Consider the following 26,891-nt stretch of genomic DNA (forward strand, 5'->3'; position numbering starts at 1 on the left):
TGGTATACTTTCGTGCAGTTGCTTTCCCTTAACTTTTCACACACGACTAATACTATGACTAAAACAACAAATTTCTCTGGCAAATATAACGTCAACAAATTATTTACCTTTTTCAGTGGCGCTGTTTTTAGCGCGGCGGTTATTCTTACGCCAACGGCTTATGCCATTACCATTATCCCCGATGCACCACAAATTAATGCCAAAGGTTTTATCTTAATTGATTACACCACAGGTAAAATTATTGCTGAAGAAAATGCAGATACTCTATTAGCGCCAGCAAGTTTAACCAAAATAATGACCAGTTATATTATTGGTAAAGAGCTTCAGAACGGTAATATTAAAAACACTGACAAAGTGATGATCAGTGAAAAGGCTTGGGCGAAAAATTTCCCTGACTCTTCTAAGATGTTTATTGAAGTGGGCACTGAAGTATCGGTTAGCTTGTTAAACCAAGGAATAATCGTTGCCTCGGGTAATGATGCTTGTGTTGCTATGGCTGAGCATATTGCCGGCAGTGAAAGTGCCTTTGCAGATTTAATGAATGCCCATGCCGAACAACTTGGTATGACCAGCAGCTTCTTTGAAAATAGTCATGGTTTAGACAGCGACTCACATATGACTACGCCTAGAGATATGGCAACACTAGCTATCGCGTTGATCCGCGATGTGCCAGAAGAGTATGCGATATATAAACAAAAATCTTTCACCTATAACAATATCAAACAGTATAACCGCAATGGTTTATTATGGGATAAAAGCTTAAACGTTGACGGTATGAAAACCGGTCACACATCCAATGCTGGTTACAGTTTAGTGACCTCAGCAACTAAAGGCGATATGCGTTTAGTTACCGTTGTTATGGGCACTGCAAGTGAACGAGCACGAAAAGTAGAAAGTAAAAAATTATTAAATTATGGCTTCCGCTTTTTCGAAACCATCACCCCTTATAAAGCCGGTGAAATATTTATTGCTAACCGTGTTTGGATGGGCGACAAAGAGAATGTTGACTTAGGCATTATCTCTGATACGCCGATCACTATTCCTCGCGGCCAACGTAAAAATTTAAAAGCAAACTTTGAATTAAACCAACAATTAACAGCGCCATTAGCTAAAGGTACGGTAGTTGGTACTTTATTTTTACAACTCAATGATAAAGATATAGCGCAATACCCTCTGGTAACACTGGAGGAAATAAATGAAGGCAGCCTATTTAGTCGTTTGGCTGACTATGTAAAACTACAGTTTGCTAATTAATTAACGCTCCTTATGGTATAAAAGAAATTATTAATAATGAATGAATAAAAAAGCCTCTTGATAGAGGTTTTTTTATTTTTACCAAGAAAAAATTGCCCCCTTAAACACGACTAATGCTGCCCTAGCAACAAAACGTATAAGGCAAAGAATAAAAACAATATCAGCACATGATAATTGATGATAAAATGGCGCTAAAGTAAAAACCTCGCTAGATAAAGAAGTAAATGACTATGAAAACCCATTTTGACGAATTATTAGAGTTCCCAACGGTATTAAATTTTAAAGTGATGGGCCTTGCCTGTGACGAATTACCGGACTTGATCATTGCGGAACTACAAAAGCACACACCCGGCGATTACACGCCCAAAATCAAAGCCAGTTCCAAAGGGACTTATCATGCGGTTTCTATTGCGGTAACCGTTACCAGTAAAGAGCACATTGAAACTATCTATAAAACCTTAATGGCTATTGAACAAGTACGATACGTTTTATAACCCCCTTTAACGCTATCAGTTTTCAACACCCTAGATTAACGAGGTTTGCCGAGTGCAGTCAAATTCAACCGTCGAGCGAGACATTATTAACCTTGCCGACTCATTAGTCATCCGACAATTAGATACCATGGATTACTGCCAAGTTTGGCATGCCATGAAAAGCTTTACCGATAATCGTGATGACAGCATTGCTGATGAATTATGGTTAGTGGAACACCCTGCTGTTTTTACCCAAGGCCAAGCTGGCAAAGCCGAACATCTGTTACTACCTGGCGATATTGAGGTAGTACAAGTTGACCGTGGTGGTCAAGTCACTTATCACGGTCCAGGTCAGCTCGTTATTTATTGTCTGATTAACCTGCGCCGCAAGAAAATAGGCATAAGGCAGTTAGTCACTTTGATCGAAACCAGTATTGTCTCGGCTTTAGCGGATTATAATATTGCCGCTTATGCCAAAGCCGACGCACCGGGTGTATATGTTGATGAGAAAAAAGTTGCCTCCTTAGGCTTAAGAGTTCGCAAAGGCTGCTCTTTTCATGGCTTAGCCATCAATGTGAATATGGATTTATCACCTTTTTTACGTATCAACCCCTGTGGTTATGCCGGTCTGAAAATGGTGCAAACTGCTGATTTACAAGGCCCACAAGATACCGCTAGTGCAAGTACTGCGTTAGTGAAACATTTAATAAACTTACTTGATGCTAATAATATTAGTTATCAAAGCGGTTTACCAAACGAGAATAACACGCATCATGAATAGTGATTTAACCTCAGTAACAAAAACAGCTAATCGTGCCGCTGGCGAAAAATTTCGCGATGCCGATAAATTAGCTCACATTCCAATTAAAGTAGTTAGCTCAACAAAAGCGACGATGTTACGTAAACCAAGTTGGTTACGTATCAAGTTACCTCGCTCTAGTGAACGTATTGATGCCATCAAAGCTAATTTACGTAAACACGATCTGCACTCGGTCTGTGAAGAAGCATCATGCCCCAACTTAGCAGAATGTTTTAATAACGGTACGGCTACCTTTATGATTTTAGGTGATCTATGTACCAGACGTTGCCCATTTTGTGATGTTGGCCATGGCCGCCCACTACCGCCCAACAAAGATGAACCGAAAAAACTGGCCAATAGTTTAAAAGATATGGGCTTAAAATATGTGGTTATCACCTCGGTAGATAGAGATGATTTACGAGATGGCGGCGCTCAACAATTTGCCGACTGTGTTAGAGAAATTAGTAAACAAGCACCCAATACCAAAATAGAAATTTTAGTACCTGATTTTCGTGGTCGTATGGACCGAGCGCTTGAAATCCTTAATCAACATCCCCCTCATGTGTTTAACCACAACATGGAAACTGCGCCACGCCTTTATACTAAGGTACGCCCAGGCGCCAACTATCAATGGTCGCTAGACCTATTAAAACGTTTTGGTGAAGCAAATCCAGGCGTTACCACTAAATCAGGTTTAATGGTCGGTTTAGGTGAAACTAACGAAGAAATATTGGAAGTAATGCAAGACTTACGCAACCACGGCGTAACTATGTTAACCATTGGTCAGTACCTGCAACCGAGTAAAGATCATTTAGCGGTTGAGCGTTATGTTCACCCTGACGATTTTGCCATGTTTGAACGCGCCGCACACAAAATGGGCTTTGAACATGCGGCTTGTGGTCCACTTGTTCGCTCAAGCTACCATGCTGATAAACAAGCGGCTGGTGAAGAAGTAAAATAAGCTTATCCAAGCCACCTCAAAATGCGAGTTTCAGGATGCGAGCACATACGGCACCGAACAAGTAGGCGTATTTACTTTAGCGTCAGTAACAAAATCAGTTTTTTCGGGTGAGTTAAACAAAGCGTTTAAGGTAAAAGCTTAAGCGCTTTGTTTACAGTAAAGGACACTAACTAAATAGCTTAAACTAGAGGGTTTAAATTACTGGATTTTCACTACAGGAGTCAGTGCAGTAGAGTTGAACTCAACCTTACGCCAACCACTTTTAATAAAATTACGAATATTACCGTGATCACTGCCCTGAGGGTTTTGTAAAACGTCCTCATGATAATAACGGCCAAAACACGCCAATGTTTGTTGCTCTGTTAATTCATTTAATTTGGCAAAATAAAATATTTTACAAGAGCCTTCATTGGTGCCGGCTTCATTAAGAAAATCACCATTACTAAAGGTTACTGGTGTATAACTGTAGTTATCACTGACTACTTGCATCACTTGCTCAAAGGTCACTTCATCTGAATTTAAGCTCAATTGGCTAAGTAAATGTGCCAAGGTCATGTTTTTCTGTGCGCTAGCCACTAAGCATCACCGGCTTTTAATTTAGCTTTTGCTTCCTCAACTTTAGAGAAGTCTAAGCCTAATTCATTAACAGCCTGCTCAATAAGACCCGGATCTGCCATCACTAAACTCATAATGGCTTGAAGTTTTTCTGGCGGAATGCCAAGTTGACCAATGAATGCCATAGCCATCATAGGGTTTTCAGTCAGCGCTTGAAACAACTCACTAATTTTTTCATCACTGATATTTAGTTCTTTTAAAATTTGAATAATTGGGTTCATTTAACAATCTCGTATTAGGATATAATAAAATACAGAACTTAAGTTCTGTATTCATTTTGGGGTATGTTAACAAATATAACGCTTTGATAAAGATTAAAGAGCACTTATCAAAAAATTGCTTATTCGTTATTATCTATTTAATTTTATCCTGTAGAGTTTGCCTTCCCTAAAGCCATTTTAATTCCCACTCAAATCCTGCATTTTGAAGTAATTTGGGTATAATAGCGTTGTACCGACCTAGGCTAAATTAAAAAACCTGAGTTAATATTAAATCTCAACGCCAACCTTGCTAACTATCTATGAAGAATTATGCCATCAAAATTTAAACCTCTAGTATTGGGACTAGCCAAATTAAAATATTTATCTGCCTACTCCACACAAGTGCAAACACAAGTTCAGCAAATGCTTGAGCAAAAGAAATTAGCGCAATACTTATTAACTAAATACCCAAATACTCATCAGATAAGTAATGATAAAGCTTTACGCACTTATGTGATGACATTCAAAAACCAATATTTGAAAAAAACAGCGCCTTTAAGCCAAATAAAATACGATGATAAAATTCATATTATTAATAATGCGCTAGGCCTACACAGCTATGTTTCCCGCGTACAAGGTAATAAGCTTAAAAGTAAACATGAAATTCGCATTGGTAGTCTATTTAAAAAAGCGCCCGAGGCTTTTTTAGCCATGATCGTTGTTCATGAATTAGCTCACTTAAAAGAAAAAGAGCATAACAAGGCTTTTTATAAACTTTGCCAAAGCATGCTGCCCGATTATCACCAATTAGAATTAGATCTGCGCATTTACCTCACCCACTTAGAAGAATTAGCTAGCATCTCCCCTTAAAAGTCCACATTAATAGCGAACAGATGACCTAGGGTGATAGTGATGACCAGCAAATGCTATTTCACCCGCTATACTTAAGATTCAGCTAATACTGAGGCTTAGCTAGTTATGGGTATGAAGTCGATAATATTGTGCTTACTGTTACTGTCCAGCAGTGGTTTTACCGAGCCAGTGCACATTGACCTTCGTCACCGCCCCCCCGAAATGTCGATAGTTGATAAAAAGTATTATGGCCCTTTAATCGATATTATTAAGCTTTTACTCCTTGATGCTAACCTAGAGCCGCAATGGTTAGTAATACCTTGGCCAAGAACCTTGCTCAGAGCTAAATTGGGTCAGGTCGATATCATTCCCCGCCACTCAATGACTGCTGAAAGAGAGCGCTATTTATTACCTATGTTGTTAGGCTACGAACAACGAAGTATTCATTACTTACTAGCGCCTACTATCAAAAATATAGAACGGTATCACTCGCCCAAACACTTTGGCCCTTTAATTTTTGGTTTATTACGAGGGTCATATTACGGACCTTATATTGACAACATCAATACCAAGGTCAGTACCATTTATGCACATGATATTAATCAATTGATGTCATTATTACTGGCTGGCCGTATAGATGTAATGCCAATCCAAAATCTAAGTTGGGCTGAAGCGGCTTACCAACAAGTCAGGCATTTATATACTGGGCTACATTATCAAATAGCAGAGTTTAAAGAGTCCTTTGTCAGTGCTAAATACATCAGTATTCCTAAGCGTTCTCCCTTAGCGACTAGATTCCATCAACTCAATTGCAAATTATTTAAGCTGCGTAATGCCGGTACCATTGATAGCCTTTACCAAGAGTATGGCATCACGCCCTACCTTCAAATTTTTGAAAATAAAGAAAGCAAGCAGCAACTATCTTCTTGTTTAAAACCCCATGTAGAACAATAAAACAACCCATAGCCAAAATGAACTTTATTGCACTTTATTTCGCTAAAGTTCATTATGGCGAAATTATTTACTTCAATTGAAATTCCCCACATGATATTCCTGAGCGTGTAGCAGAACGAATTATTACTAGGGAATATTAATAATGAATAAGAGTAGCGAGACATCAGTCCAAGCATCAATGCAAGCAGTTGCGATAAGTACTAAACAGGTAGAGTCTAGTGATGACTTACCAATGACGGATAAAAGTGAGCAAAATAAAGCCACGTTATCCGCCAATAAGGTAGAAAAAATGGAGCAAATTGACTTAGATAGCCCAAGTTTTATTCTGGGCTATAACTAGTTGATTTTTATAAATGATGAGGGTTAATAATGAAAAAGCATCATAGCCGTGCGGAGCATTCGTTGCTCGATTTCCTTAGCGGCTATTTCAATAGGTTTATTTTAATAAGTAATGGCGTTCAGGTCGTCCGACTGTGCCATATTCAATATCGGCGATAATATCATTACAGCTTAACAAGTACTCTAAATAGCGCCTTGCTGTGGTACGGCTAGTGCCAATACATTCAGACATAGACTCAGCGGTATAAGCAGTGCCAGCATTATCACTTAACACAGTACGAATTTTATCTAGCGTTAACGAATCAATTCCCTTAGGTAATGATGCTTGCTCATTGATGATTATTGCTGGGTTTGACTGACTAATTAACTTACCCTTATTATGAAATAATTCATCAAGATCATCTTGTTCAAAGGGTTGATCAGCACTTAAACGCTCACGGTATTGCAAATAACGCTTTAGTGTTAACTTTAACCGAGAGAATGCTAATGGTTTTAAAATATAATCAAAGGCACCGTATGACATAGCCTCTTGAATCACTTCGCTATCTTTGGCTGCTGTTAACATAACAATACTGATATCAGCGGCACTTAAGTCTTGTCTGACATATTTTAATACGTCCAAACCATTACTATCTACTAAGCTGACATCAAGAAAAATAAGTTCCGGCTTAAAGCTGTCAAGTAGGTCTTTTGCCTCAGTGGTATTTTGCGCGATACCAATAACCTCAAAACCCTCTTCATTATTAATAGTCTTCGAGATGATGTTAGCAATACGCATGTCATCTTCAACAATCAGTACACTGTTTTTTTTCATCACCTAATTCACTCCTGTTCGATAGCTACTTTTAGTTATTATTATTCGTTCTTATTGGGCTATTTAGGTATATAAACCGTCATAATGGTACCACCTGTTTTTGCCCGAGTTATGGCTAAAGTACCGTCCACTTGATCTAAGCAGTTTTTCACTAAAAACATACCTATGCCATGACCCATGGCACGTTTTGTAGTTTGACCAAAGGTAAAAATGTCTTTAATGGCCGCATCACTCATACCGACGCCAGAGTCTTCAATTTCAAAGATAATATCTTCACCCATATCGGTAAACGATAATGTCACTTGAGCCGGTTGCGCTTTATTGCTACTGGCGGCATCAAAGGCATTTTCGAGTATATTACCGAGTATAGTCACCAATTTTGAGCGTGGTAGCTTACTCGGTACTTGCAACAAACTGCTATCCTTATCAATAATCAACTCAATTTTTCGTTCCTTAGCTACATCATATTTACCCAGAATAAGCCCTGCTATTATCGGGTCTGGCACAATGCGCATTAAAAAGGCAATTATCTCCTGATAACCTGAATTTTCCACCATAATCAAATCTAAAGCATCTTCATAAGAGCCAATTTGTATAAGACCCCCTATGGTATTTAATTTGTTCGAATATTCATGGGTCTGAACTCTTAACATGGTTGAGAACTGTTTTACTTGCGACAGTTTCTCACTTAAATCAACTAGGTCATCTTTACGGCGAAAGGAAACAACCACGCCGTGTTGTTTATTACCAATCATTAACGGCGTTTTTGTTAAGATTATCGTCCCAGCTTCAATATCAACTTCTACATCTCGCCATATTCGGGAAGAGTTACTGGCAAAAATAAACTGGTAATCGGGTAAGAGTTCATGCACCGCGGAGCCAATTAAGCTCTGCTCGGTAATATTGGCTAAAATCTCAATCGCAATAGGGTTGCAACTGGTAATAATACCCTGTTCATTAATAACCACCACACCTTCAAGAATTGATTCGAGTACCGCTTTGCGTTCACTATAAACCCGTGAAATCTCCTCGGGCTCTAAGCCAAATATTTCATCACGATAACGTTTAGCAATATACAAAACCAAACAACAACCGGCGATCAAGGTAATACCAAAAACCCATAAGAAAGTATCACGGTAATTACTAATACTGAGCATCATACCGTGCTCTAAATAACCGACCGAAACCAAGCCGATGATGGTACCGTCGTCTAATACAATGGGCGTTTTCCCACGAATAGATAGCCCTAATGAGCCCTCGGCTTTGGAAATATATGACTGTCCGAGCCTAAGTGCTCTAATATTATCGCCACCTATCATGGCATGGTTTATTTTTTTCGGATTAGGGTGAGAATATCGAATACCCTGACTATCGCCAACAACAATAAAAGAGGCGGCTATAGCTTGGCGAATGGGTTCTACATAGGATTGAATAGGTTGGCTTTGTTTATCGAGCAGCGATTGCTGAATAATAGGATTTTTAGCCAACGTTTGTGCCACGGCAAGTGCTTTTTCACCGAGTTGCTGTTCAAACTCTTGTTCAAGATAGGCAACGCTGAACATACCCAAAAAAATGATCTGTAACATAACCAATAACACCGACACTAAGGCTAACTTGTTATGCAAGCCCATTTTTTTTAACTTATTGGCGATCTTCATCGGTATTTCTTGTAAATAAGCACATAAGAGCATCCATCAATAGTACTTTAAATATAGTTCAGACTGATAAACGAAGCAGTATACCATTGCTGCGCTTATCAGTAAAACTAACTCATTTAAATATCAGCCTCCTTCTCTTGGCTAGTTGAGCTAAGAGCCTGTCTCAGGGTAGAGATAATTGGCATAAGTAACACTAAGGCCGTCACCGTTAATATACCAAGGGTAATAGGTCTATCCCATAAGAAAGAGATTGAACCATCAGATAAGGTTAATGAACGACGTAGATTTTGTTCTAACATACCACCTAAAATAAAACCAAGGATCAACGGAGACATACTAAAGTTCAATAAACGTAAACCAATGGCTATTACGGCAAAACCGGCCATCATAAAGATATCAAAGGCATTAAATGATACTAAATAAACACCAATCAGTGAGAAGAACAAAATTAACACGGTTAATAATTGCTTAGGTAAGGTCAATGCTTTAGCAATATAAGGAATCAAGGGTAAGTTGATAAACAATAAGACGACGTTGCCAATATACATAGAAACAATGACTGACCAAAACACTTCTGGGTTATCAACAAATAAGCGTGGACCTGGCTCAATGCCATAGGACATTAACGCACCTAACATTACCGCGGTAGTACCCGAGCCTGGAATACCTAAGGTAAGTAAAGGTACAAATGAGCCACTACAAGCAGCATTATTTGCGGTTTCAGGAGCGGCTAGGCCACGTAAACTGCCTTTACCAAATTTTAGTTTCTCTTTCGCTGAAGCTAAGTTTCGTTCCATACCATAAGCAAGAAATGAAGCTATCGTAGCACCGGCACCAGGTAACACACCAACAAAGAAGCCTAACACTGATGACCTAGCAACGGTAGGCGCCATCTCTTTTATTTCAGCTCGAGTGAGTTTTAAGCTACCTACTTCTGTAGTAACCGAAGCAATACCTAACTTTTTATCTCTATTATTACTGATGATAGAGAGTAAGGCCTCTGACAAAGCAAACATAGACATAGCTATTAATAAGAAACTAATACCATCAAGTAAGTCAATTTGACCAAAAGTAAAGCGCTCTACGCCAGAAGCTTGATCCGTACCAATCGTTGATAACATTAAACCAAATAAGGTCATCATGATTGATTTAAGGAAACTACCTTTATTAGAAAAAGCCGCAACAGCAGTTAAACCCAATAATAATAAGGCAAAATAATCCGGCGATTGAAAGCTTAAAGAAACTTTCGATAACATAGGTGCAGCCACTAGTAAAAAGACGGCAGCAATAGTGCCACCACTAAATGAAGCATAAGCGGCAATAGCAAGCGCCTTGCCTGCTTGACCTTTACAAGCCATAGGGTAGCCATCAAATGATGTCGCTACTGTGCCCGCAACACCTGGCGCATTAATCAAAATAGAGGAGGTAGAACCACCAAAAATAGCACCGTAATAAACACCTGCCATTAAGATCATACCCGATGAAGGGTCAATACCATACGTAATAGGAATCATTAAGGCAATGGCAGTGATAGGCCCTAAGCCCGGCAACATACCAATAAAAGTGCCAACAAAACAACCAAAAATAACAAACATTATGTTTTGCATTGACATCGCGGTTTGAAAACCGATAATTAAGCCGTCTAACATAGTATTATCCCCAAAGGTCGCCGGGTGATAAATAAATCCCCAGCAGTTGCGTCATAATTGCCCAAAAGACAATGACAACGGGTACGGAGGCAAGGAAAAGTCGTTTTTTACTTCGCTCACCCAGTATAAGAAAACCAAATATAAGAAAAGAAATGGTTGATAAAATAAAGCCAAACTGCTCTAAGGTTGCGCCGTAATACACCATTAACGCAATAAGACTTGCCACCTGAAGCCAGCTTTTCTTGTCAAAATCATCGGCCGATTTCTCTGTGTCATTAGTCGTGCGACTATCGTTAAGAACAGACATGATAATGGCCAAAATTGAGACTATAATCCCTAAGAATGCGTAGAGTTTAGGCATGGTTTGTGATGTAAAGACATCATATTCTTCACCAGGATATAAAGGAATTTGGTAGGCATGGTAGCCATAACTGACGCTAAAAATAAAAAATATTAATGCACCAATGACATTTTTACTGATTTTCATAATTCACCTCAAACTGCATTACCCGGCTAAACAGATAAAACCGAATAATACAGCAGTCAACTAAAACGTTACTTCAACAAACGTTACTTCAAAAAGCCTAATTCACGCATTAGTACACCCAGATCTTTTTCTTGCTTCTCTAAGAAGGCATAGAACTCACTGTCTGGGTTGTACATATTAACCCAGCCGTTACGCTCTTGGATTTCGGTCCACTCAGGTGTCTCTTGTACATCACCCAATAACTTTGCATAAGCGGCAACTTTTTCATCAGACATTGTAGGTGCCGCAAAAAAACCACGCCAGTTGGCAAAGACTACGTTATAGCCCATTTCAGTTAAGGTCGGGGTATCAGGTAATACCTTCAGGCGCTCTTTTGAAGTAATAGCGAGTATGCGCACATCACCACTTTTTGCCATGGTAAGTGCTTCACCAACACCAGTAGAAAGAATGGCTGTCTCACCTGAAAGTAAAGCGGCCATGGCTTTACCACCGCCATCATAGGCAACATAAACTAATTTACGTGGTTTTGCGCGACCGGCTTTAATTGCCATAGCCGCGACGAGATGATCTAAGCTGCCACGTGATGAACCACCAGAGAACTTCACTTTACGTGGGTTTTGCTTAAAATCAGCTAATACATCGCGCCAATCATAGTATTTAGAATCTTTACGTACCACAAAGGCACCAAAGTCAGCAATAGTACCGGCAACAGGCTTAAGATCACGGAATGATTGCGGGAAAACACCACTTAATGAACGCACAACAATGGGGGTAGAACTAACCATCAGGGTGTTTTTTTGTTTTTCTGCGGTTTCAATCATATAAGCGATGGCTTTACCACCGCCACCGCCAGACATGTTTTGATAAGAGGCATTTTCGAGTTTCCCCGATTTCATCAAGGCTTCGCCTGTACCACGAGCCGTACCATCCCAACCTCCACCAGGGCCACCTGGGATAAGAAAATGTATCTTTTTGATATCTATTTTTTCGTTCGCCACTACTGAAGTTGACACAAACGAAAGAAGACCAATAGCCATTGAGGCTAAGGTAAGTTGTTTAATATTCATATTGAATCCTAAAATTTTAGATTAAGGTTAACTTGCACTTATTCCTAAGCCCAAATAATCATTTGCTGGTAAAAAAGTACCGCTAAAATAAGTACTGCACACGAGCGGTCAAGGCTTTACCATCCGTGATCTCGCCAACTAAATCTGCAGCGCCAGGGCCAGAAACATCAGAGAGCAAGTAATTGACCATGAATTTTATTTTTTTATTGAGGTAATAAGTAGTACCCAATGTTAGTACTTCAGCTTCTGTACCTTGATTATTTGACGTAGCATCAAATTGACTAATACGGGCAAACACTTCCCAAGCGCCACTGTCGGCAATAGGTGTTGGTGAATTGAAAACACCACGTTTCTTATATACTCTATGCTCACCCGTTAAGAAGTAACTGGCGGTAACATAATAACCATCGTAGCTGCTGTCATTAATACTCTCAACGGCATCGACATCTCTCACGGCATATTCCGCCTGAATAGACAAAGGTCCGTAAACTCCAGCAAACTCCAAGCCAAATTGAGTCATGTTATCTACCGAAAAAGTATCACCACCGGCGGCATAGTTAACCAAACGAACATTGGTATTACGCACTTCACCACGAGCAAACTTGGCACTCAGTTTATCACCACCCATGTCACGTTGTGATCCCCAAACACCAAAGTGTAAGGTTTCACCTTTATTATGAATTGGTGACCAAGTAAAACGACCGGTCAATGACAAATTAAGATCGCCATTTTCATCTTGTCCGTTAGTACCAAAACTGCCACCTTTGTATGCGCCAACAGCATAACGAAGACCTGTGCTTTTAAAGTATTGATATGCAGAAGCACCATATTTAAAATAAGGTGACATTACGTTAGCTAACATAGGTCGAGAAATAGCAGTAATGTGTTTACTACTCGTTAATGCTTCTAAACTGATATCTTCACGAATTTTACCTAACTTTATGGTTGGGCCATTTTCAAAACCCTTATAACGTAAGCGAGCTAAAGTAATTTCACCTTTGTCTTCAGAAAAATCAAGCAATAGCTTGTAATCCCAATTATCGACCTGACCTTGAACATAAGTTCGAACACGACGCGGGAAAAGGTCTGAACCTGTTTTACCATTATTATCCGCATTATAGGCACCATCAAAACGGTTATAGTCCAGTTGGAATCGGCCTCCTATTTTAAAAGATTTGTTACCATCATTGCTTTTAATCTTAACACCACCGCCTTGGGTTTTAACTTTGGGCGCTTGTTTGATTTCTGCTACCGCTATGCTTAGTTCTGCAATTTTTTGTTGAAGTTTTTTCACTTCAGCACTTTCATTCGCTTGTGCAACCATAGGTAATGCCATAGCCACCGCTAGCGCTATACTGACACTAGCTATTCTATTTTTCGGTGTGAAAAATACCTTTGTCTTTTGATGTTTATCTATCATGAACTTAAATCCTTCTATTTGTTGTAATATAATTTTTATAAAGGTTTACAAGTACAATACCAAGCACATGCCATTCAAAATTGGCATCAGCCCCAACATTGGAAGGCTATATTTAAAGGATGAGTCGTTAAAAATATACAATGAGCAACTAAATAACTTTAAGAGCATAAAAACAGTTAACAACATAAAGTTCACGGTCGGTGGTATTTATGCTTTAACAGAAAAATAATCGCTAAATAGCAAGCACTTAAACAGTATAGAAGATAAAGGTATAAACTCACCTGAGGGGCATAAGGTCAAAAGCGATTGCACGGAAGTTTTTAGCTTAAACCTCGACAGCTACTTTATATAGCTTACAATAACGGCACTTTCGCTTAGCTAAACAATCAAAATGTCTGAAACTAAAATCAAGTTTGAACTAGAAAAAGAAAACAAAAACAGTGTTCGTTATAAAGAAATCCCCAAAGATGGCATGCCACCCATTTTAGGCGCTATTTATGTACAAAAATGGTATGCGGGTAATAGTAAGTATCTAGAAGTGACGGTTACTAAGGTAGATTAACGCCTAGTGTTATCGCTCAGCCAATCTACCTTTAGCAAGAAAAGACGTTAAAACGAAAAAACCAGAATACCCTATTAAGGTAACTCTGGTTTTTTGTATAAACCGTCGGTTTTACTGACGGTTTTGATTTGTGCTAGTTATGCTTGATATAACATAGCTAGAAAATCTTTAGACTCATTCACTTTGGTAAATTTAAACAATTGCGAGCCCGCTTGGTCTTTAACAACAACATTTAATTTGTTGATTGAAATAGACTTTACTGGTGTTGTAATGGCATAAACCTTACCTTGATAAGTATAAGACATAATATAACTCCTTTATAACGCTCCGTATAAAAAAGGATTAACTTCTTTATGCTCAGAGGTATGATTGCGCAAAAACGCAATATTATAAAGCTCTATAGCTGTACAGTGTAAAACGAAAATAATACGATGAATTGACCGAAAAAAAATCGGAATTTCATACAGCAAAAAGCTTTAATTAAATAACTTTTATAAGGTGTTGGCTGACTGTGAAAGGGAAAGACAAAACACGAAAAATCACTGAGGATTTACGTTATTTAGCCGAGGATTGCTAAATAACAAGGATAATCTACAATGTTTTGTTTAGAAAGTAAACATTTATTTTTAAGTAGTTAAAAAATGTCATTGCCGACTATGTGACTAGGGCAATGACAACGGGTCTTGTTTTAGCACTTTATCGATAAAATATCACAACCGACATTATCGAGTATTTTTTCTATGGTATTGCCAATAAATTTACCGTTATTTGCCATGCCCATCACTAATAAGTCCACTTGCTGCGTTTTAACCAACTCAGGTAATTCAAACTCGGCAGAACCAGCAATAAGATGAGTCGACTTTTCATCAAAGGCATAGTCACTTAGTAATTCATTAAAAGCGACTTGGTGATGATGCTTAATTGCATCGCTATACTCATGAAAATCACCATTCATTAAACTATGATCCATACCCACAGAGCTCATGCCTTGCCACAGCTCTACTCCTATTGGCTGATAGCAGTGACAAATAAGGGTTTTCCCGTCAAATAGCTCTGCCATGAGCAAACCAGCTTGGATGATTTCAGCATCTAATTTTTCGGCTTTATTGTGGCTTCTTTCCGGATCAACCGCCGCCATAACTCTACGGTACGAATAGTCGCTAATATTTTTAGTTAATAATAAAGGCACTGGGCAATGCTCCAGTAACTGCCAATCACAAGGAGTAAAAAATATTTTATTGATAATTGAGTTTTGCTTGGTTGACTTAACCACCAGTGACACGCCATTACTTGCTACCTGAGCCAACACGGCACAACTAACATCAGCATGCCAAACAACAGCCATGTTAACGTCTAGATCACATAATTTAACTTCAGGTAAATACGTTTCTAACCAACGTAACTTAGAGGCTATGTATTCTTTTTTCAAAGCCGCTAATTGCGCTTGATTAAAGTTCCAATGACTAACAAACTCACTATTATAGGCTACTAAGAAAAGCTCGATACTTGCTGAAGTTTTCTTCGCTATATTAATAGCTTGCACTAATGCGGCTTGGTGATCAGAACTCGAATCCATAACCACCAAAATTTTGTTAATTAATTTCATAATTTCCTCCTAAGTATCAAGCCTATAAATACAAATACTTTAATAAACATCTCTATTAACTTAGACAATAACCTTAATGATTCCCCTTACTTTAAAAATTAGTTGAACTGACAACTTTTAGCAACGTATACCGAATAAACTAGCCAACAAATACGCTAACTAAACAAAAAGACCAACTTCATCACCGAAAATAGCATTAATAAAGCGCAACACCTTTTGCTTATGCTCGCTAGCAAATGTCCTTATTATTTATCTACGTTTATGCTAGTTATTATCAAAACAATTAAATACAATTGACGACATCATCATTTTGTATAACTAACTTTTATAACTAAACATCAGCTTAATGGAGCTTGGATAAAGTGTTGGCAATTTTTTTTAAGTGTGGTTTACCGGTTAGCTTTTGCTACTTTATCTTTTTATCAGTATATCCCTAAGTTTATGTTCAGCTTATTGATAAGCATCAATGTGTTTTGCTTTATGTTTTATCTAGTCGACAAATACAAAGCAAAAAATGGCTATTGGCGTATCAAAGAAACAACACTGCATATACTTGCTTTGTTAGGTGGCTGGCCAGCTGCGGCCATCGCACAGCAATGGCTCAAACATAAAAATAGAAAAAGAACTTTTCAAATAAGGTATTGGCTTACTATTGTGGCAAATATAGCTGTGCTAACCGCACTGCTATATTGCTGTGCCACGGCTAACCAACATACCTCTAACAGACCATGGTGATTAAATTGAGCGGATTAACCTTTTTTACTAAGCATGTATTAACACTGTTAACCGTATTTAGCTGTGGCTTAATGGCATTCATAGTAAAAGCACAAACGATTGTGCCTAGCACGTTAACCGCAGAAGAGTTTAGCGAACTTCATCAATGTGATAAAAAGTTTGCCTATGATATTTATTTTCTAGGGAAAAAGGTTGGTTATTTACATCGAACGATACAATGGCATAAGAATTCAACCTCGCCTCAGGCAGTAATAACCTCTTACGGCGAAGTAAGCTTCCTTTGGATTGACTCCACTTACCAGCAAAAAAGTACTATGCAATATTCGCCTCAGTATCAGCACTTTTTAACCGCCAGTTTTTCACAAAAACTAACTGGTATTAAAGCCAGAGCAATGAAAACGAAAATGTCGGCTAATGGCCTTTCATCAACCGTAACGTTAAACGGTGAAGTTTCTCACTACCAAAGTATTAATGAAAGTGAAAAACAGCCGCTATACGATATTGATAGCTTAGGGGCGCAAATTCGGCTCAATTTACTGCAAGGGAAAGTACACTTTAACCTATCTAGACAAGCAAGTAGCAGAGTGGAGAATTATCAATTTGAAGTGGCCGGCTTGGAAGTTATTGACCATAAAAAATGGGGTAAGCTAACCACGATTAAAGTGATTGAAGTTGGCGAGCATAAAGATATCGTTTTATGGTTTTCACCTAAACATGACCATCAACTGATAAAGGCACAACTTGATATGATGTTTTCTCCTGTAGTTTGGTTATCTCACTTTAGTAGGCAATGTGAGCAATGAGCATTACTTTAACACGAGTAGGTTTATACCCAACCCACCTCAAAATGCAGGATTGAGCTAGAATGAGAAACGCCTTGTAGGCAAGGCATTGATTGAAGAGAATAGTGATTCTATTATCGAAATCAATAACGATGGATAAAGCGTTTCTAAACCAGCCCTACGGGGACATCTGAGCAAATCATGTTCCTCGTTGCGTATGTAATTAAGGACGCTGCATGGATGCAGCTTAATAGAGAATGCAGGAGCATATTTTCCTGAACAACCATGAATAAAATACGCGCCTTGATCATGAGTCGCTCAGGTGTCCTCAAACGAGCATATTGAAGTCGCTTGGGTATATAACCCTCGTTTGCCAAAAATTACAGTCGCAGCTAATACCTACTAGTGCCGTTTGAACGATAGCAAACGTATTGTTAGAAAACTTTTACCCGCTAAGCAAACCATCGCGTATAAAGGCTAGCTAAGATCAACTCTATATTTTCATCACCATTGAGTTCTCCGCGACTTTGCCGTACTGGCCGCGATAGACTCAGGTGCAGCTAGACTTCCTGCGCAAAAGTAATATTCAATGAACAGCATTAAGGCGAGTTTTATACAGTGCTCCGCTTATTTGTTGTTCACAAATCACTCACAGGTTGGACCGTTAGTTAGCTAAGTTTTCCACATTTATTGTGGATAACTCTGTGAATAACGATTTAATAGTGCCCTCAAACCCCGTCGGTGTACCATTATATTGTACATGCTTGAAATATAGTCAAGACCAATAAAACTCCACTTTACTAAGTGGCTGATTTTAATAGTTCAGCTCAAATGATAAGGAATAGCTGTAAATCCAAAAATCTATAGCTAACGTTGTCGGGAATATTGTAGTACTTGAGTCGCCTTCATCTGATTAACAATGATAAGGTACATATTTATGATGACCGAATGAAAATATCATTTACATATAAAACACGCCATACAATCAATCACTAGGGTTACAAATTACTTAGTTACCCTATATACCCAAGCCACCTCAAAATGCAGGATTGAGCTGGAATGATAAACGCCTTTAGGCAAGGCATTGATTGAAGAGAATAGTTATTCTATTATCGAAATCAATAACGATGGATAAAGCGTTTCTAAACCAGCCCTACGGGAACATCTGAGCAAATCATGTTCATCGTTTCGTAGGTAATTAAGGACGCTGCATGGATGCAGCTTAATAGAGAATGCAGGAGCATATTCTCCTGAACAACCATGAATAAAATACGCGCCTTGATCATGAGTCGCTCAGGTGTCCTGAAACGAGCATATTGAAGTCGCTTGGGTATAAATTAAAAACTGTTTTTTATTACTCCCGTTTAAAAACATCAAGAAATTACTTTATTTGAGTCAAACTAAGGTATGAATACTTATGTTTACCTGCATCTCACCTGGTGATTACTGAAGGTGTACCTTTTGACCAATTAGCCGTAGTTGAGTGTTTAGCTATTGGCGCTCACTCGGTTCGCCGTGGTGAAGTATCGAAAAACGATACGATAATGGTATTAGGTGCTGGCACTATCGGTTTAGGCACTGCACAATTTGCTAAAGTTGCCGAGGCTGCTTGCCCAGAAGTACAAAGATGGGAAACCTTGATGTGGCAATTTCATCAAGCTTTACCATGGGCCAAAGATGGCGAAAAATGGTTACCCATGGAAGAACTTTTAAAGCTTACTGAGCAGCCCTAATAACGGTTCATCTTAATAGCACTTGTCACGATTTAAACGCTACTATCTCGGACAAAATGTCACTAAAAAAATCAATAGCCCATCGAAAAGGTGACATGACAGGTACTTATACTATGATTACTAAACGCATATGCTGGGGTTTTATCGTTTACTTTTCCTAAGTACAAATTTATGAGTAACATCTTATGAACAAACAACCTGAATCCTCCATACAGAAAATAGCAGTCCATCAGCTTGAACCTGGCATGTATGTTTTGTCTGTTCGTACTAAAGGTAAAACTGTCAGCGTAAAATCTGAAGGCTATGTAAGTTCTAAAGAAAGTATTCTAAAACTGATTAAAGCAGGCATTACTCACTTAACCATAGATGCCAGCAGACAAAAACAAGTAGATAAAATCCGGCCTGAAGTTAAAGAAAAAAAAACGCAAAACGAGTCAAAAAAATCCGGTAATGGTATTTCATTAGATCAAGAAATGGCCAAGGCAAGTAAACTGTATGATGACGCAAAAAAATTACAACATAAAATGCTGAGTAGCCTGAGCGAACACAAGACTATTAATGTAGTAGAAGCAAAGGAGTCTACCGATGCCATCGTCGACTCCATCTTTCGAAATCAAGATGCCTTAGCTTGCATGACACGACTACGTATAAAAGATGAGTATTTAGTAGAACATTCCCTCAATGTTGCCATCTTAATGACTTTATTTGCTAAACATTTAGCCTTTGACCGTGAAATTATTGAACAACTGGCACTCGGGGCATTTTTACATGATATCGGTAAGGTATTAGTCCCGCCAGAAATATTACACAAAACGGGCAAACTCACTGCCCAAGAATTTACAGTGATGAAAAGCCATGTTGACCTAGGTATGGAAGTGCTAAAGGAGAGTGCAGACTTGTCTGAACTTGTCATAGAAGTAGTGCAACAACATCATGAACGCCTCGATGGTAAAGGCTACCCTAAACAGCTAAATGACCAACAAATCACCCAGCATGGCCGTATGATAGCTATTGTCGATAGTTATGACGCTATGACGGCAGAGCGAGTTTATAAGGCCGGTATGCATCCAATCAAAGCCTTTAATCTTTTAATGAAAGATGCGCCAAATAGTTATGATAAGGTTCTAGTTGAACAATTTGTTAACTGCCTTGGCATCTACCCAATAGGAACATTAGTAAAACTTACCAGTGGTAAACTGGGCCTGATAAGTCGTTTAAATAAAAGTAAGCCTTTACTACCCTTTGTCCGAGTGTTTTATAACACTCGGCTTAATCAAGCCATTGCCATGAAAGAACTAGATCTTAGCCAGGCTAAGTATAAAGATCAGATTGATTGCTGTATCAAACCTGACGAATTCAATATTAATTTACTCAGTTTTTTCAAGGCGGCTTTTTATAATTAATTCAATCATAGGTTATAACATCCTGCCATATTTTCAAAAAGATATGGCCTTAGCAATAAATGACTAAGGTTGAGTTTGCCGCCATCATTTGACTGATGGGACAAAAACACATTAGACTTGATGTTGAGATTTGAAATTTTCGTGTGGTAACGTAAAATTAAATTAACAATTTCATGCACACTGCCTGACGAGGTAACTGAATCGTCCAAAGTTCGCCTTCGGGTTAAATAAATATTAAATTTATCTCTCAATATATTGATAATATTCCCTTCAGAGTTAAGAACTATTTATTGCCCTGGCCAACACCTATCCGTTGAAATATAATTTTTTTGTGCATAAGCAATTATTTCCCACCGATTTTTATTGAGTAGAAATAACTACTTGGTGTTTTTCCATCACAGGTTTACCGGTAAAAGCTTCTCTTGGTAAAGGGTTTTGATGGGCCAGTTTAAAATCGTCGCTATTAATCCATTCTTTAAAAACGTTTTCATCCTGCCAATGAGTAAGTACTACATAGGGGGCATCGGCACTTAGTGGTTTTAATATTTGCATGGAGACAAAGCCTGGTTGCTTATCGATTTCTCCAGCACGCTTGCGGAAACGATTTTCAAACTCATCTTGCCATTCTTCTGCTATTGGGATGCGATTTGCCACTATAAACATATTATTTCCTTTTCAAGTATCACAGGTGAATTCATACGGTCATTTTCGTATAGAGGGTTAAAAATTCAAAGCAAAGTTGTAACGATTTTTCGTTTAACCTTAGATCAAAGCGGTAAATAGGCAAGTCATAAACAGCTAATATTCTTATATTAGCTTAAAAAATGCTTAGCGAATCAATAAAGTTTGGATAACTATAAACCGACTGTTCTAATTAAAAAGTAAGAGGGCCAAATTTCTCGAACTTGAGCTTGCCAATTTGGCTCAACGCTGCCATCAGCCGATTGTAACAGCCAATATCTAGCCCATTTTTGCACCGTTTTTCCTGACTTGCTTAACTTTAGCGGCGAAAAACGACGTTGATAACAATTACCTTCATACTCAACAGTAGCATTACTTTTGGCTCTCTTATATAAGCTATCTAAGGCTGTAGTTATTAACTCAACCTCTGATAATGGCAATATTTTTTGTCTTTTTAAACACGCTAATATCGCTGCCCTATCAACACTGACCTGCATATAATCATCTAGATAAGGAGTATAAACCATTCCAGTTAAACCATAAATAGAGGCAAGTTCTCTATCTGCTAATGCTTTTAAAGGAATTATTTTTTTATTAATCTCATTTAATTCACTGAGTAAATGAGGCTTTTTTTGCAATTTAGACAATGGATACTTTCCCATAAATTAACATTAACTTGGTGGGTCAATATTATTGGCAATACTGTTATTTAAGCGAAACCAGCCAGCAATAGAATATCGGTCTCGCCTAGCGGGTAATACTTCATGAGGAAACTCTTCACTTAAAAACACCACAACAGTGCCAAAAGTAGGTGTTACGCGAATATGATTGTTATCACCAACGGGAGAATCTGGTGATTTCTCATCATAAATGACTAACTCGCCGCCATCATCTGCAGACCAATTTTGATTAAGATACACCACAATAGATAACACACGGTTACCTTCACCTTTAAAAGCGTCTTTGTGTTTCTTATAAAAATCGCCTTTAGCGTAATGAGAAAAATGACTTTCAAAAGAGAATAAACCAAGAAACAAATGGCTATTTAAATAAGCTTGTAGTGACTCAGACCATTTTATCCAAGAGCAACCCGCTTCGCTGTTGCTGGTGATCCAGCTAATTTCGTCTGTGCGAATAAAATCGTCAATAATATGGTCTTTGCTGCGACCAATACCTGCACGTTTAAAGTCTTCATCAGGCAGTTTGCTAATATGTTGTAATAACAACTGACTTAAGTTTTCGGGCAAAGCATGAGGGTGAATACTGTACCCCTTTTCAACAATGTCATTAGCTATTAATTCAAACAGTGATTTGTCACCACCAGAATGAGTTGTTTGCGCTTGGCTCAACGACATGCTGTCTTAGCAGGTAAAACTAACATTTAATTAATAATCTAATAAAGTGGAATATAGCTCATAATAACACTTTGCTGTCACATTAGCGTGGGATTTTGTTATCAAAAACTGTGCGGCACTAGTCTTCGTTAGATGAATAGCTGACTGCTTTATTGGCGATTGAATATGAAAATCCTTTCGATACCAAATACCGTAACGCTTTCTGTTTTAACTTTATATCGTCAATGGGTTCGTCAGAAAATTTTCTTGTTTTTAGGATTAGCGCTTTATCAAAATACTCTTCCTCGGTTGTTGCTATGGCACTAACGCACTCATTAATTGTTTGCGATGAGAACCCTTTTGCATACAGTTTCTCTTTTATTTTATTAGGGCCTATTTTTTTCTCTGAAAAACTAAGCGTTAAACGTTCCGCAAAGCGAAGATCATCAACAATTCCTCGCTCTATTAGATAATTTAGTGCCGGTTCATTGAATTGTGTATCGGCCTTAAACAGTAAATTAGCCTTTTGCAGTAATGTTTTAGCTGAGTAAGCACCATACCGCTCGATCAGCCACTGCATATAAGATAAGACGCGTTTATAAGAAATATCTTCAGGCTCGATATTTTTCTTTTTGTTATACATGGTAATGTTAATCCTATTACTCTTGCTCAGTATTGGTTCGTTCTTGAAAGTACACGAAATATTTTACTATTAAATTCATTATTCATCTGTGCTATATACCCAAGCCACCTCAAAATGCAGGATTGAGCTGGAATGAGAAACGCCTTTAGGCAAGGCATTGATTGAAGAGAATAGTTATTCTATTATCGAAATCAATAACGATGGATAAAGCGTTTCTAAACCAGCCCTACGGGCATCTGAGCAAATCATGTTCATCTTTGCGTATGTAATTAAGGACGCTGCATGGATGCAGCTTAATAGAGAATGCAGGAGCATATTCTCCTGAACAACCATGAATAAAATACGCGCCTTGATCATGAGTCGCTCAGGTGTCCTCAAACGAGAATATTGAAGTCGCTTGGGTATATGTGTCAATAAAGCCTCTATTGCTGAACGGACACGTTGCATTGATCATAACTCTTCTTATTGCTCTGGTCTTGTATAAAGATAATCATCACTGGCTTTAAACAATACACATCAACTGGTTATGCTTCATCTAAAGTCAAAACTCGAAAACCCCAGCCATTGTTAATGCCCCGCATAAAAGTGGCTCAATAAATATATATATCCATGTTACTTCAAAATGCAGGGTTCAACTGGAATTAGAAACGCCTTTAGTGACAACTTGTTTATCTTATGACAAAAATTGTTACATTGAATATTGAAAGTTAATTAATATACTGCGGTTCTTCTTGTATGGTTCCATAACAACAAATCAGCAGACCTATAAATGACAGAAAAAGACCACACTAGCTTACTTGAAGGAAACATATCATCGATAATATGGCGTAATAGCCAGCCGATGTTTATGGCTATTCTATTGTTATTAATGTACGAATTATTGGAATCAGGCCTGATTGCATTAAGTAGTACCGCCACCTTAACCGCCTTTGGTTTTACTGTCCCCATCACAGCAGCAATGACAGCACTTGCCGTTGGCACAAGTATTCGTTGTAACAATAAAGTGGTGAAGTCTGCTTGCCTTGAAAAAAACAACCTCAGTCAGAACATAAGCCTAACACTACTAACCTCAGCACTAACCTTGCTAATAATGACAATATTGGCATTAACTTTTTCCGAACAACTACTTTCTTTATTAGGAAACAATAACTGGCTTTCAACCGAATATATCATTAACGGGCAACAATTAGCCGCAGAGCAATCGAGTTATATCAATAATAGATATTTTACTTGGCTTTTTTTAGGTGCTGTTTGGCAAATTAATGGTATTTTGCGAGCGTTAAATTTCACCCAGCTTGCCAGTAATATTATGGTTGCTTGGGTAGTACTTAAGGCTAGTTTGGCATTATTACTATTGCTGCCACAAAGCCCTTGGTATTACGACAGTTTAGTCGCCCTATCACTAATTCACGCTATCAGTGATATTAGCTTTACCCTTATTTCTTGTTATATATTGCATAAAAAAGTAAAACTTAGCTGGCCTTCAGTCAAAGCATTTAAAACTCAATGTAACCAACCTAAACTAACCAGCTTTCTAGTTATTGGCCAACAGTTGATTACCCCCTTAAGTTTAGCGATATTAACGATAATTGCCGCTAGTTATAATCACACCTATGTCGCCGCATTTGCGTTAATCTTCAAACTCGAAGCCATAATTTTGTTAATCCCTATGGCGTTAACAACATCAATGCCAGCAATAATTGGCTTTAATTACTGGACAGGTCATCATGATAGAGTAAAACAGGCATACCGATATATGTTTGCCACTGTACTAATCGCACAGCTTGTTATTGCCCTAGTGTTAAACTACACAGTTGATTTTTGGGCAAACTCATTATGTCCACACGATAGCGTAACCATACACTTAAAACATTATCTTACCTGGTTACCTTGGGGTTATATTGGCGCAGGCTGCGTCATTGTTTATCAATCAACATTGAACGCCAAAGATAAAGCCATCAACGCCAGTGTATTAGGGATCATACACCGTCTATTACTGCTAATACCCCTTGCCTGGTTTGGCTTCAGTGATGGTGAATATTCACTTTACCCTGCGTTAATGCTAGGGCATTTATTTGCTGGAGTATCTGTGCTGTATTTATTTAGAAAAGCCAGCATTATCAAAATAAGGACAATTCCAATAAAAGAACAGCTTGCTACTTATAGCAAACGGATTAATTAAGTGGCCAAGTTAGCGCTGTATTAGCGAGATTGGTGGCGAACTACCTTGTGCTTACTGATTCAGTTGAATAGATCAAATGTGAATTAAGTTAATTATATTTGCTTCTGAGTAGAATGATGTTTACTGAAAGCACCTAAAGGGCAGTAAGTCCCTTAAGTTAATTCGAATGAGTGAAGTAAAGAATGAAAATTAACTTAGCGAGATAAAACTGCTTTATCCCGCTGTTAAATGGAAATCTAGCCAAAGATGGCTCGCATTAAACCAATTACGTGTTCTACATCCTTACCGGCTTTAACTTGTTTAAGAATGGTATCTCGATTGGTTTGAATATAGTCAGGTATACCCTCTTGTGCCAGTGCTTGTTCAACAACTTCCTCAGGCGTTAATTTAACACGACTTCGACGAGTTGACTTGTAGGTGCTTTTAACACTATTTAATTTTTTGTCACGAATGCGAAGGTAATTAGAGCCAAAGGCAAAGTCTTCATCGGCAAACATAAATAGGTCAACTAAAATGGCACGGACTTGCCAAAGTTTGGCTTCCCTTTCATCTTCAGGCTCTACTTGATGCCACCAGGCAAAAGTCCTAAGAGTACCAATCATATCTCGCCAATAGCTGTCAAAGTCAAAAGCATTAAACTTGGCTATCGATAACCCTTGGCAAAGAACATCTATTTTTGCATTGGTTAAGGCAATAAATTGATCTGGACGTTTCATGGCTAATAAACGGGTCGCCGGTGCTAATGGCGCCTTTTCACCTGTTTGCTTTTCAACGGTGTAACGGGTGAATATTTGTTTGTAGGCACTGACAAATTTTTGATACTGCTTGGGTGTGACATCACCAGACTCTGGAATATGACTTAATGCTAGATCAAAGCTTTCAGGTTGCTGCGCTAATAAAGTATGAAACACTTTAGCGCCTTTGGTTGAAGCAAACCATTCGACATCAAAATTAAATTGGGTATGACAATGCTGATTAGTATGTTTACCGGCAAAGGCAAGACGCTCTAGTTCAGTCATTTCGGTTAAACTTTTTACTTTTATCAGTTGAATATAATCAAGTAAAGCTAACCGTTCTTCCAGAGCATGTAAACTGGCTTGCTGTTCGATAAAAGCGGTAAATATAGGCCAGGGCGCAATACGGGCCATTTTAAACTGGCTCACACTTGCACCTAATACAAGTACTTGCTCTAGCTTTTTTAGAATGGGTAGTTGATGTTCTTCAAGCAGATTCATATTTATACGGTTACGACAGACATCTATTAATTCTGTACACCAACCAAGAAAATCTTCAGGTCTATTTTCCACTTTAACAGCAATAAGGTTTAAACTTAATTCAGTAACATGCTTTAAAGCATTTTGGTACGAAGCATTTTCGGCATCACTTAGTGCCATTTTTACAGGGGAAGATAAAAACTTTCTCATTTACGAATACAACTCCAGAAATTAGATCAGCATAATTTGACGAAAATAAATAGAAAACCCGCAGTGTTAACTACGGGTTTATATAAAGCAAAAAGCCCGTTACTTTCGTAACGGGCTTCTCAGTGCCTAAGCACAAATAGAAGTTTAGCAATGTCCTACTCTCACATGGGAACTCCCACACTACCATCGGCGCAACTGCGTTTCACTTCTGAGTTCGGAATGGGATCAGGTGGGGCCACAGCGCTATGGTCGCTAAACAAAAAA

General features: G+C 38.3%; 28 protein-coding genes and 1 rRNA gene. 13 read left to right on the forward strand and 16 right to left on the reverse strand.

What is annotated here, in order from left to right; all coding sequences use genetic code 11:
- The first annotated feature begins 54 nt into the window (after positions 1-54).
- The 4 genes from ASU03_RS09565 (at position 55) to lipA (ending at position 3,487) form a co-directional block, all read left to right on the forward strand.
- Positions 55-1,254, forward strand: coding sequence for a serine hydrolase (locus ASU03_RS09565; protein WP_057831613.1), 1,200 nt, complete (start codon positions 55-57; stop codon positions 1,252-1,254).
- Between the two features lie 230 nt (positions 1,255-1,484).
- Positions 1,485-1,748 (forward strand): DUF493 family protein YbeD, encoded by a 264-nt coding sequence (gene ybeD, locus ASU03_RS09570; protein ID WP_057831650.1) that lies wholly within the window; start codon positions 1,485-1,487, stop codon positions 1,746-1,748.
- Between the two features lie 52 nt (positions 1,749-1,800).
- Positions 1,801-2,508, forward strand: coding sequence for a lipoyl(octanoyl) transferase LipB (gene lipB / locus ASU03_RS09575; RefSeq protein ID WP_269433005.1), 708 nt, complete (start codon positions 1,801-1,803; stop codon positions 2,506-2,508).
- Complete coding sequence (gene lipA / locus ASU03_RS09580) at positions 2,501-3,487, forward strand: lipoyl synthase (protein WP_057831614.1); 987 nt, start codon at positions 2,501-2,503, stop codon at positions 3,485-3,487. The genes lipB and lipA overlap by 8 nt, the downstream gene beginning before the upstream one ends.
- Positions 3,488-3,685: 198 nt before the next feature.
- Here lipA and ASU03_RS09585 read toward each other — a convergent pair whose 3' ends face one another.
- Both ASU03_RS09585 and ASU03_RS09590 read right to left on the reverse strand, forming a co-directional pair.
- Positions 3,686-4,042, reverse strand: a complete 357-nt coding sequence (locus ASU03_RS09585) for a HopJ type III effector protein (RefSeq protein ID WP_057831652.1) — start codon at positions 4,040-4,042, stop codon at positions 3,686-3,688.
- A gap of 20 nt (positions 4,043-4,062) precedes the next feature.
- Positions 4,063-4,323, reverse strand: coding sequence for a DUF2999 family protein (locus ASU03_RS09590; protein WP_057831615.1), 261 nt, complete (start codon positions 4,321-4,323; stop codon positions 4,063-4,065).
- A 309-nt stretch (positions 4,324-4,632) separates the two neighbouring features.
- Here ASU03_RS09590 and ASU03_RS09595 point away from each other — a divergent pair, with 309 nt between their 5' ends.
- The 3 genes from ASU03_RS09595 to ASU03_RS09605 all read left to right on the forward strand — a co-directional run bounded on the left by ASU03_RS09595 (position 4,633) and on the right by ASU03_RS09605 (position 6,448).
- Positions 4,633-5,172, forward strand: coding sequence for a M48 metallopeptidase family protein (locus ASU03_RS09595; protein ID WP_057831616.1), 540 nt, complete (start codon positions 4,633-4,635; stop codon positions 5,170-5,172).
- A gap of 114 nt (positions 5,173-5,286) precedes the next feature.
- A complete protein-coding gene (locus ASU03_RS09600) occupies positions 5,287-6,108 on the forward strand; it encodes a substrate-binding periplasmic protein (protein ID WP_197411233.1) in 822 nt (273 codons plus the stop codon).
- Positions 6,109-6,250: 142 nt separating this feature from the next.
- Complete coding sequence (locus ASU03_RS09605; protein ID WP_057831618.1) at positions 6,251-6,448, forward strand: hypothetical protein; 198 nt, start codon at positions 6,251-6,253, stop codon at positions 6,446-6,448.
- A gap of 96 nt (positions 6,449-6,544) precedes the next feature.
- Here the strand turns inward: ASU03_RS09605 and ASU03_RS09610 are convergent, their stop codons facing one another.
- The 6 genes from ASU03_RS09610 to ASU03_RS09635 form a co-directional block, all read right to left on the reverse strand.
- Positions 6,545-7,261, reverse strand: a complete 717-nt coding sequence (locus ASU03_RS09610; protein WP_057831619.1) for a response regulator — start codon at positions 7,259-7,261, stop codon at positions 6,545-6,547.
- Between the two features lie 59 nt (positions 7,262-7,320).
- Complete coding sequence (locus tag ASU03_RS09615; RefSeq protein ID WP_057831620.1) at positions 7,321-8,919, reverse strand: ATP-binding protein; 1,599 nt, start codon at positions 8,917-8,919, stop codon at positions 7,321-7,323.
- A gap of 116 nt (positions 8,920-9,035) precedes the next feature.
- Positions 9,036-10,568, reverse strand: coding sequence for a tripartite tricarboxylate transporter permease (locus tag ASU03_RS09620; RefSeq protein ID WP_057831621.1), 1,533 nt, complete (start codon positions 10,566-10,568; stop codon positions 9,036-9,038).
- Positions 10,569-10,572: 4 nt separating this feature from the next.
- Positions 10,573-11,055, reverse strand: coding sequence for a tripartite tricarboxylate transporter TctB family protein (locus ASU03_RS09625; protein ID WP_057831622.1), 483 nt, complete (start codon positions 11,053-11,055; stop codon positions 10,573-10,575).
- Between the two features lie 83 nt (positions 11,056-11,138).
- On the reverse strand, positions 11,139-12,122 hold the full coding sequence (locus ASU03_RS09630) for a tripartite tricarboxylate transporter substrate binding protein (RefSeq protein WP_057831623.1): 984 nt from the start codon (positions 12,120-12,122) through the stop codon (positions 11,139-11,141).
- 82 nt (positions 12,123-12,204) lie between these two features.
- The gene (locus ASU03_RS09635) at positions 12,205-13,542 is read right to left on the reverse strand and encodes an OprO/OprP family phosphate-selective porin (RefSeq protein ID WP_082627229.1); all 1,338 of its coding nucleotides are present in this window, start codon (positions 13,540-13,542) and stop codon (positions 12,205-12,207) included.
- Positions 13,543-13,933: 391 nt separating this feature from the next.
- Between ASU03_RS09635 and ASU03_RS21100 the strand changes: the two genes are divergently transcribed.
- Complete coding sequence (locus ASU03_RS21100) at positions 13,934-14,104, forward strand: hypothetical protein (RefSeq protein WP_197411234.1); 171 nt, start codon at positions 13,934-13,936, stop codon at positions 14,102-14,104.
- A 137-nt stretch (positions 14,105-14,241) separates the two neighbouring features.
- On the opposite strand, the gene ASU03_RS21105 is transcribed toward ASU03_RS21100, so the two are convergent.
- The gene (locus ASU03_RS21105; protein ID WP_197411235.1) at positions 14,242-14,409 is read right to left on the reverse strand and encodes a hypothetical protein; all 168 of its coding nucleotides are present in this window, start codon (positions 14,407-14,409) and stop codon (positions 14,242-14,244) included.
- A 383-nt stretch (positions 14,410-14,792) separates the two neighbouring features.
- Positions 14,793-15,710: a universal stress protein gene (locus ASU03_RS09640; RefSeq protein WP_057831624.1), complete on the reverse strand. Its 918-nt coding sequence runs from the start codon at positions 15,708-15,710 to the stop codon at positions 14,793-14,795.
- Between the two features lie 441 nt (positions 15,711-16,151).
- On the opposite strand from ASU03_RS09640, the gene ASU03_RS09645 reads away from it, so the two are divergent.
- From ASU03_RS09645 to ASU03_RS09660, 4 genes are all read left to right on the forward strand, one after another.
- Entirely contained in the window at positions 16,152-16,445 is a 294-nt protein-coding gene (locus ASU03_RS09645) for a DUF1294 domain-containing protein (protein ID WP_269433006.1), read from the forward strand.
- A complete protein-coding gene (locus ASU03_RS09650; protein ID WP_057831654.1) occupies positions 16,442-17,248 on the forward strand; it encodes a DUF3108 domain-containing protein in 807 nt (268 codons plus the stop codon). The genes ASU03_RS09645 and ASU03_RS09650 overlap by 4 nt, the downstream gene beginning before the upstream one ends.
- Before the next feature lie 1,418 nt (positions 17,249-18,666).
- Complete coding sequence (locus tag ASU03_RS21475; RefSeq protein ID WP_057831626.1) at positions 18,667-18,960, forward strand: L-rhamnose mutarotase; 294 nt, start codon at positions 18,667-18,669, stop codon at positions 18,958-18,960.
- Between the two features lie 185 nt (positions 18,961-19,145).
- The gene (locus ASU03_RS09660; RefSeq protein WP_057831627.1) at positions 19,146-20,363 is read left to right on the forward strand and encodes an HD-GYP domain-containing protein; all 1,218 of its coding nucleotides are present in this window, start codon (positions 19,146-19,148) and stop codon (positions 20,361-20,363) included.
- Between the two features lie 360 nt (positions 20,364-20,723).
- Here the strand turns inward: ASU03_RS09660 and ASU03_RS09665 are convergent, their stop codons facing one another.
- From ASU03_RS09665 to ASU03_RS09680, 4 genes are all read right to left on the reverse strand, one after another.
- Positions 20,724-21,026, reverse strand: coding sequence for an antibiotic biosynthesis monooxygenase family protein (locus ASU03_RS09665; RefSeq protein ID WP_057831628.1), 303 nt, complete (start codon positions 21,024-21,026; stop codon positions 20,724-20,726).
- Positions 21,027-21,217: 191 nt separating this feature from the next.
- Positions 21,218-21,691, reverse strand: coding sequence for a hypothetical protein (locus tag ASU03_RS09670; protein WP_157465879.1), 474 nt, complete (start codon positions 21,689-21,691; stop codon positions 21,218-21,220).
- A gap of 24 nt (positions 21,692-21,715) precedes the next feature.
- Entirely contained in the window at positions 21,716-22,399 is a 684-nt protein-coding gene (locus tag ASU03_RS09675; RefSeq protein ID WP_057831630.1) for a 2OG-Fe(II) oxygenase, read from the reverse strand.
- A gap of 118 nt (positions 22,400-22,517) precedes the next feature.
- A complete protein-coding gene (locus ASU03_RS09680) occupies positions 22,518-23,021 on the reverse strand; it encodes a regulatory protein RecX (RefSeq protein ID WP_057831631.1) in 504 nt (167 codons plus the stop codon).
- Between the two features lie 769 nt (positions 23,022-23,790).
- Between ASU03_RS09680 and ASU03_RS09685 the strand changes: the two genes are divergently transcribed.
- On the forward strand, positions 23,791-25,203 hold the full coding sequence (locus tag ASU03_RS09685) for an MATE family efflux transporter (protein ID WP_057831632.1): 1,413 nt from the start codon (positions 23,791-23,793) through the stop codon (positions 25,201-25,203).
- A 236-nt stretch (positions 25,204-25,439) separates the two neighbouring features.
- On the opposite strand, the gene ASU03_RS09690 is transcribed toward ASU03_RS09685, so the two are convergent.
- Positions 25,440-26,627, reverse strand: a complete 1,188-nt coding sequence (locus tag ASU03_RS09690; RefSeq protein WP_057831633.1) for a hypothetical protein — start codon at positions 26,625-26,627, stop codon at positions 25,440-25,442.
- Positions 26,628-26,769: 142 nt separating this feature from the next.
- A 5S ribosomal RNA gene (gene rrf / locus ASU03_RS09695) occupies positions 26,770-26,884 on the reverse strand.
- Between the last annotated feature and the right edge of the window lie 7 nt (positions 26,885-26,891).

The organism is Colwellia sp. TT2012, from assembly GCF_001440345.1.
In the GTDB taxonomy this organism is placed as follows: Bacteria; Pseudomonadota; Gammaproteobacteria; order Enterobacterales; family Alteromonadaceae; genus Colwellia.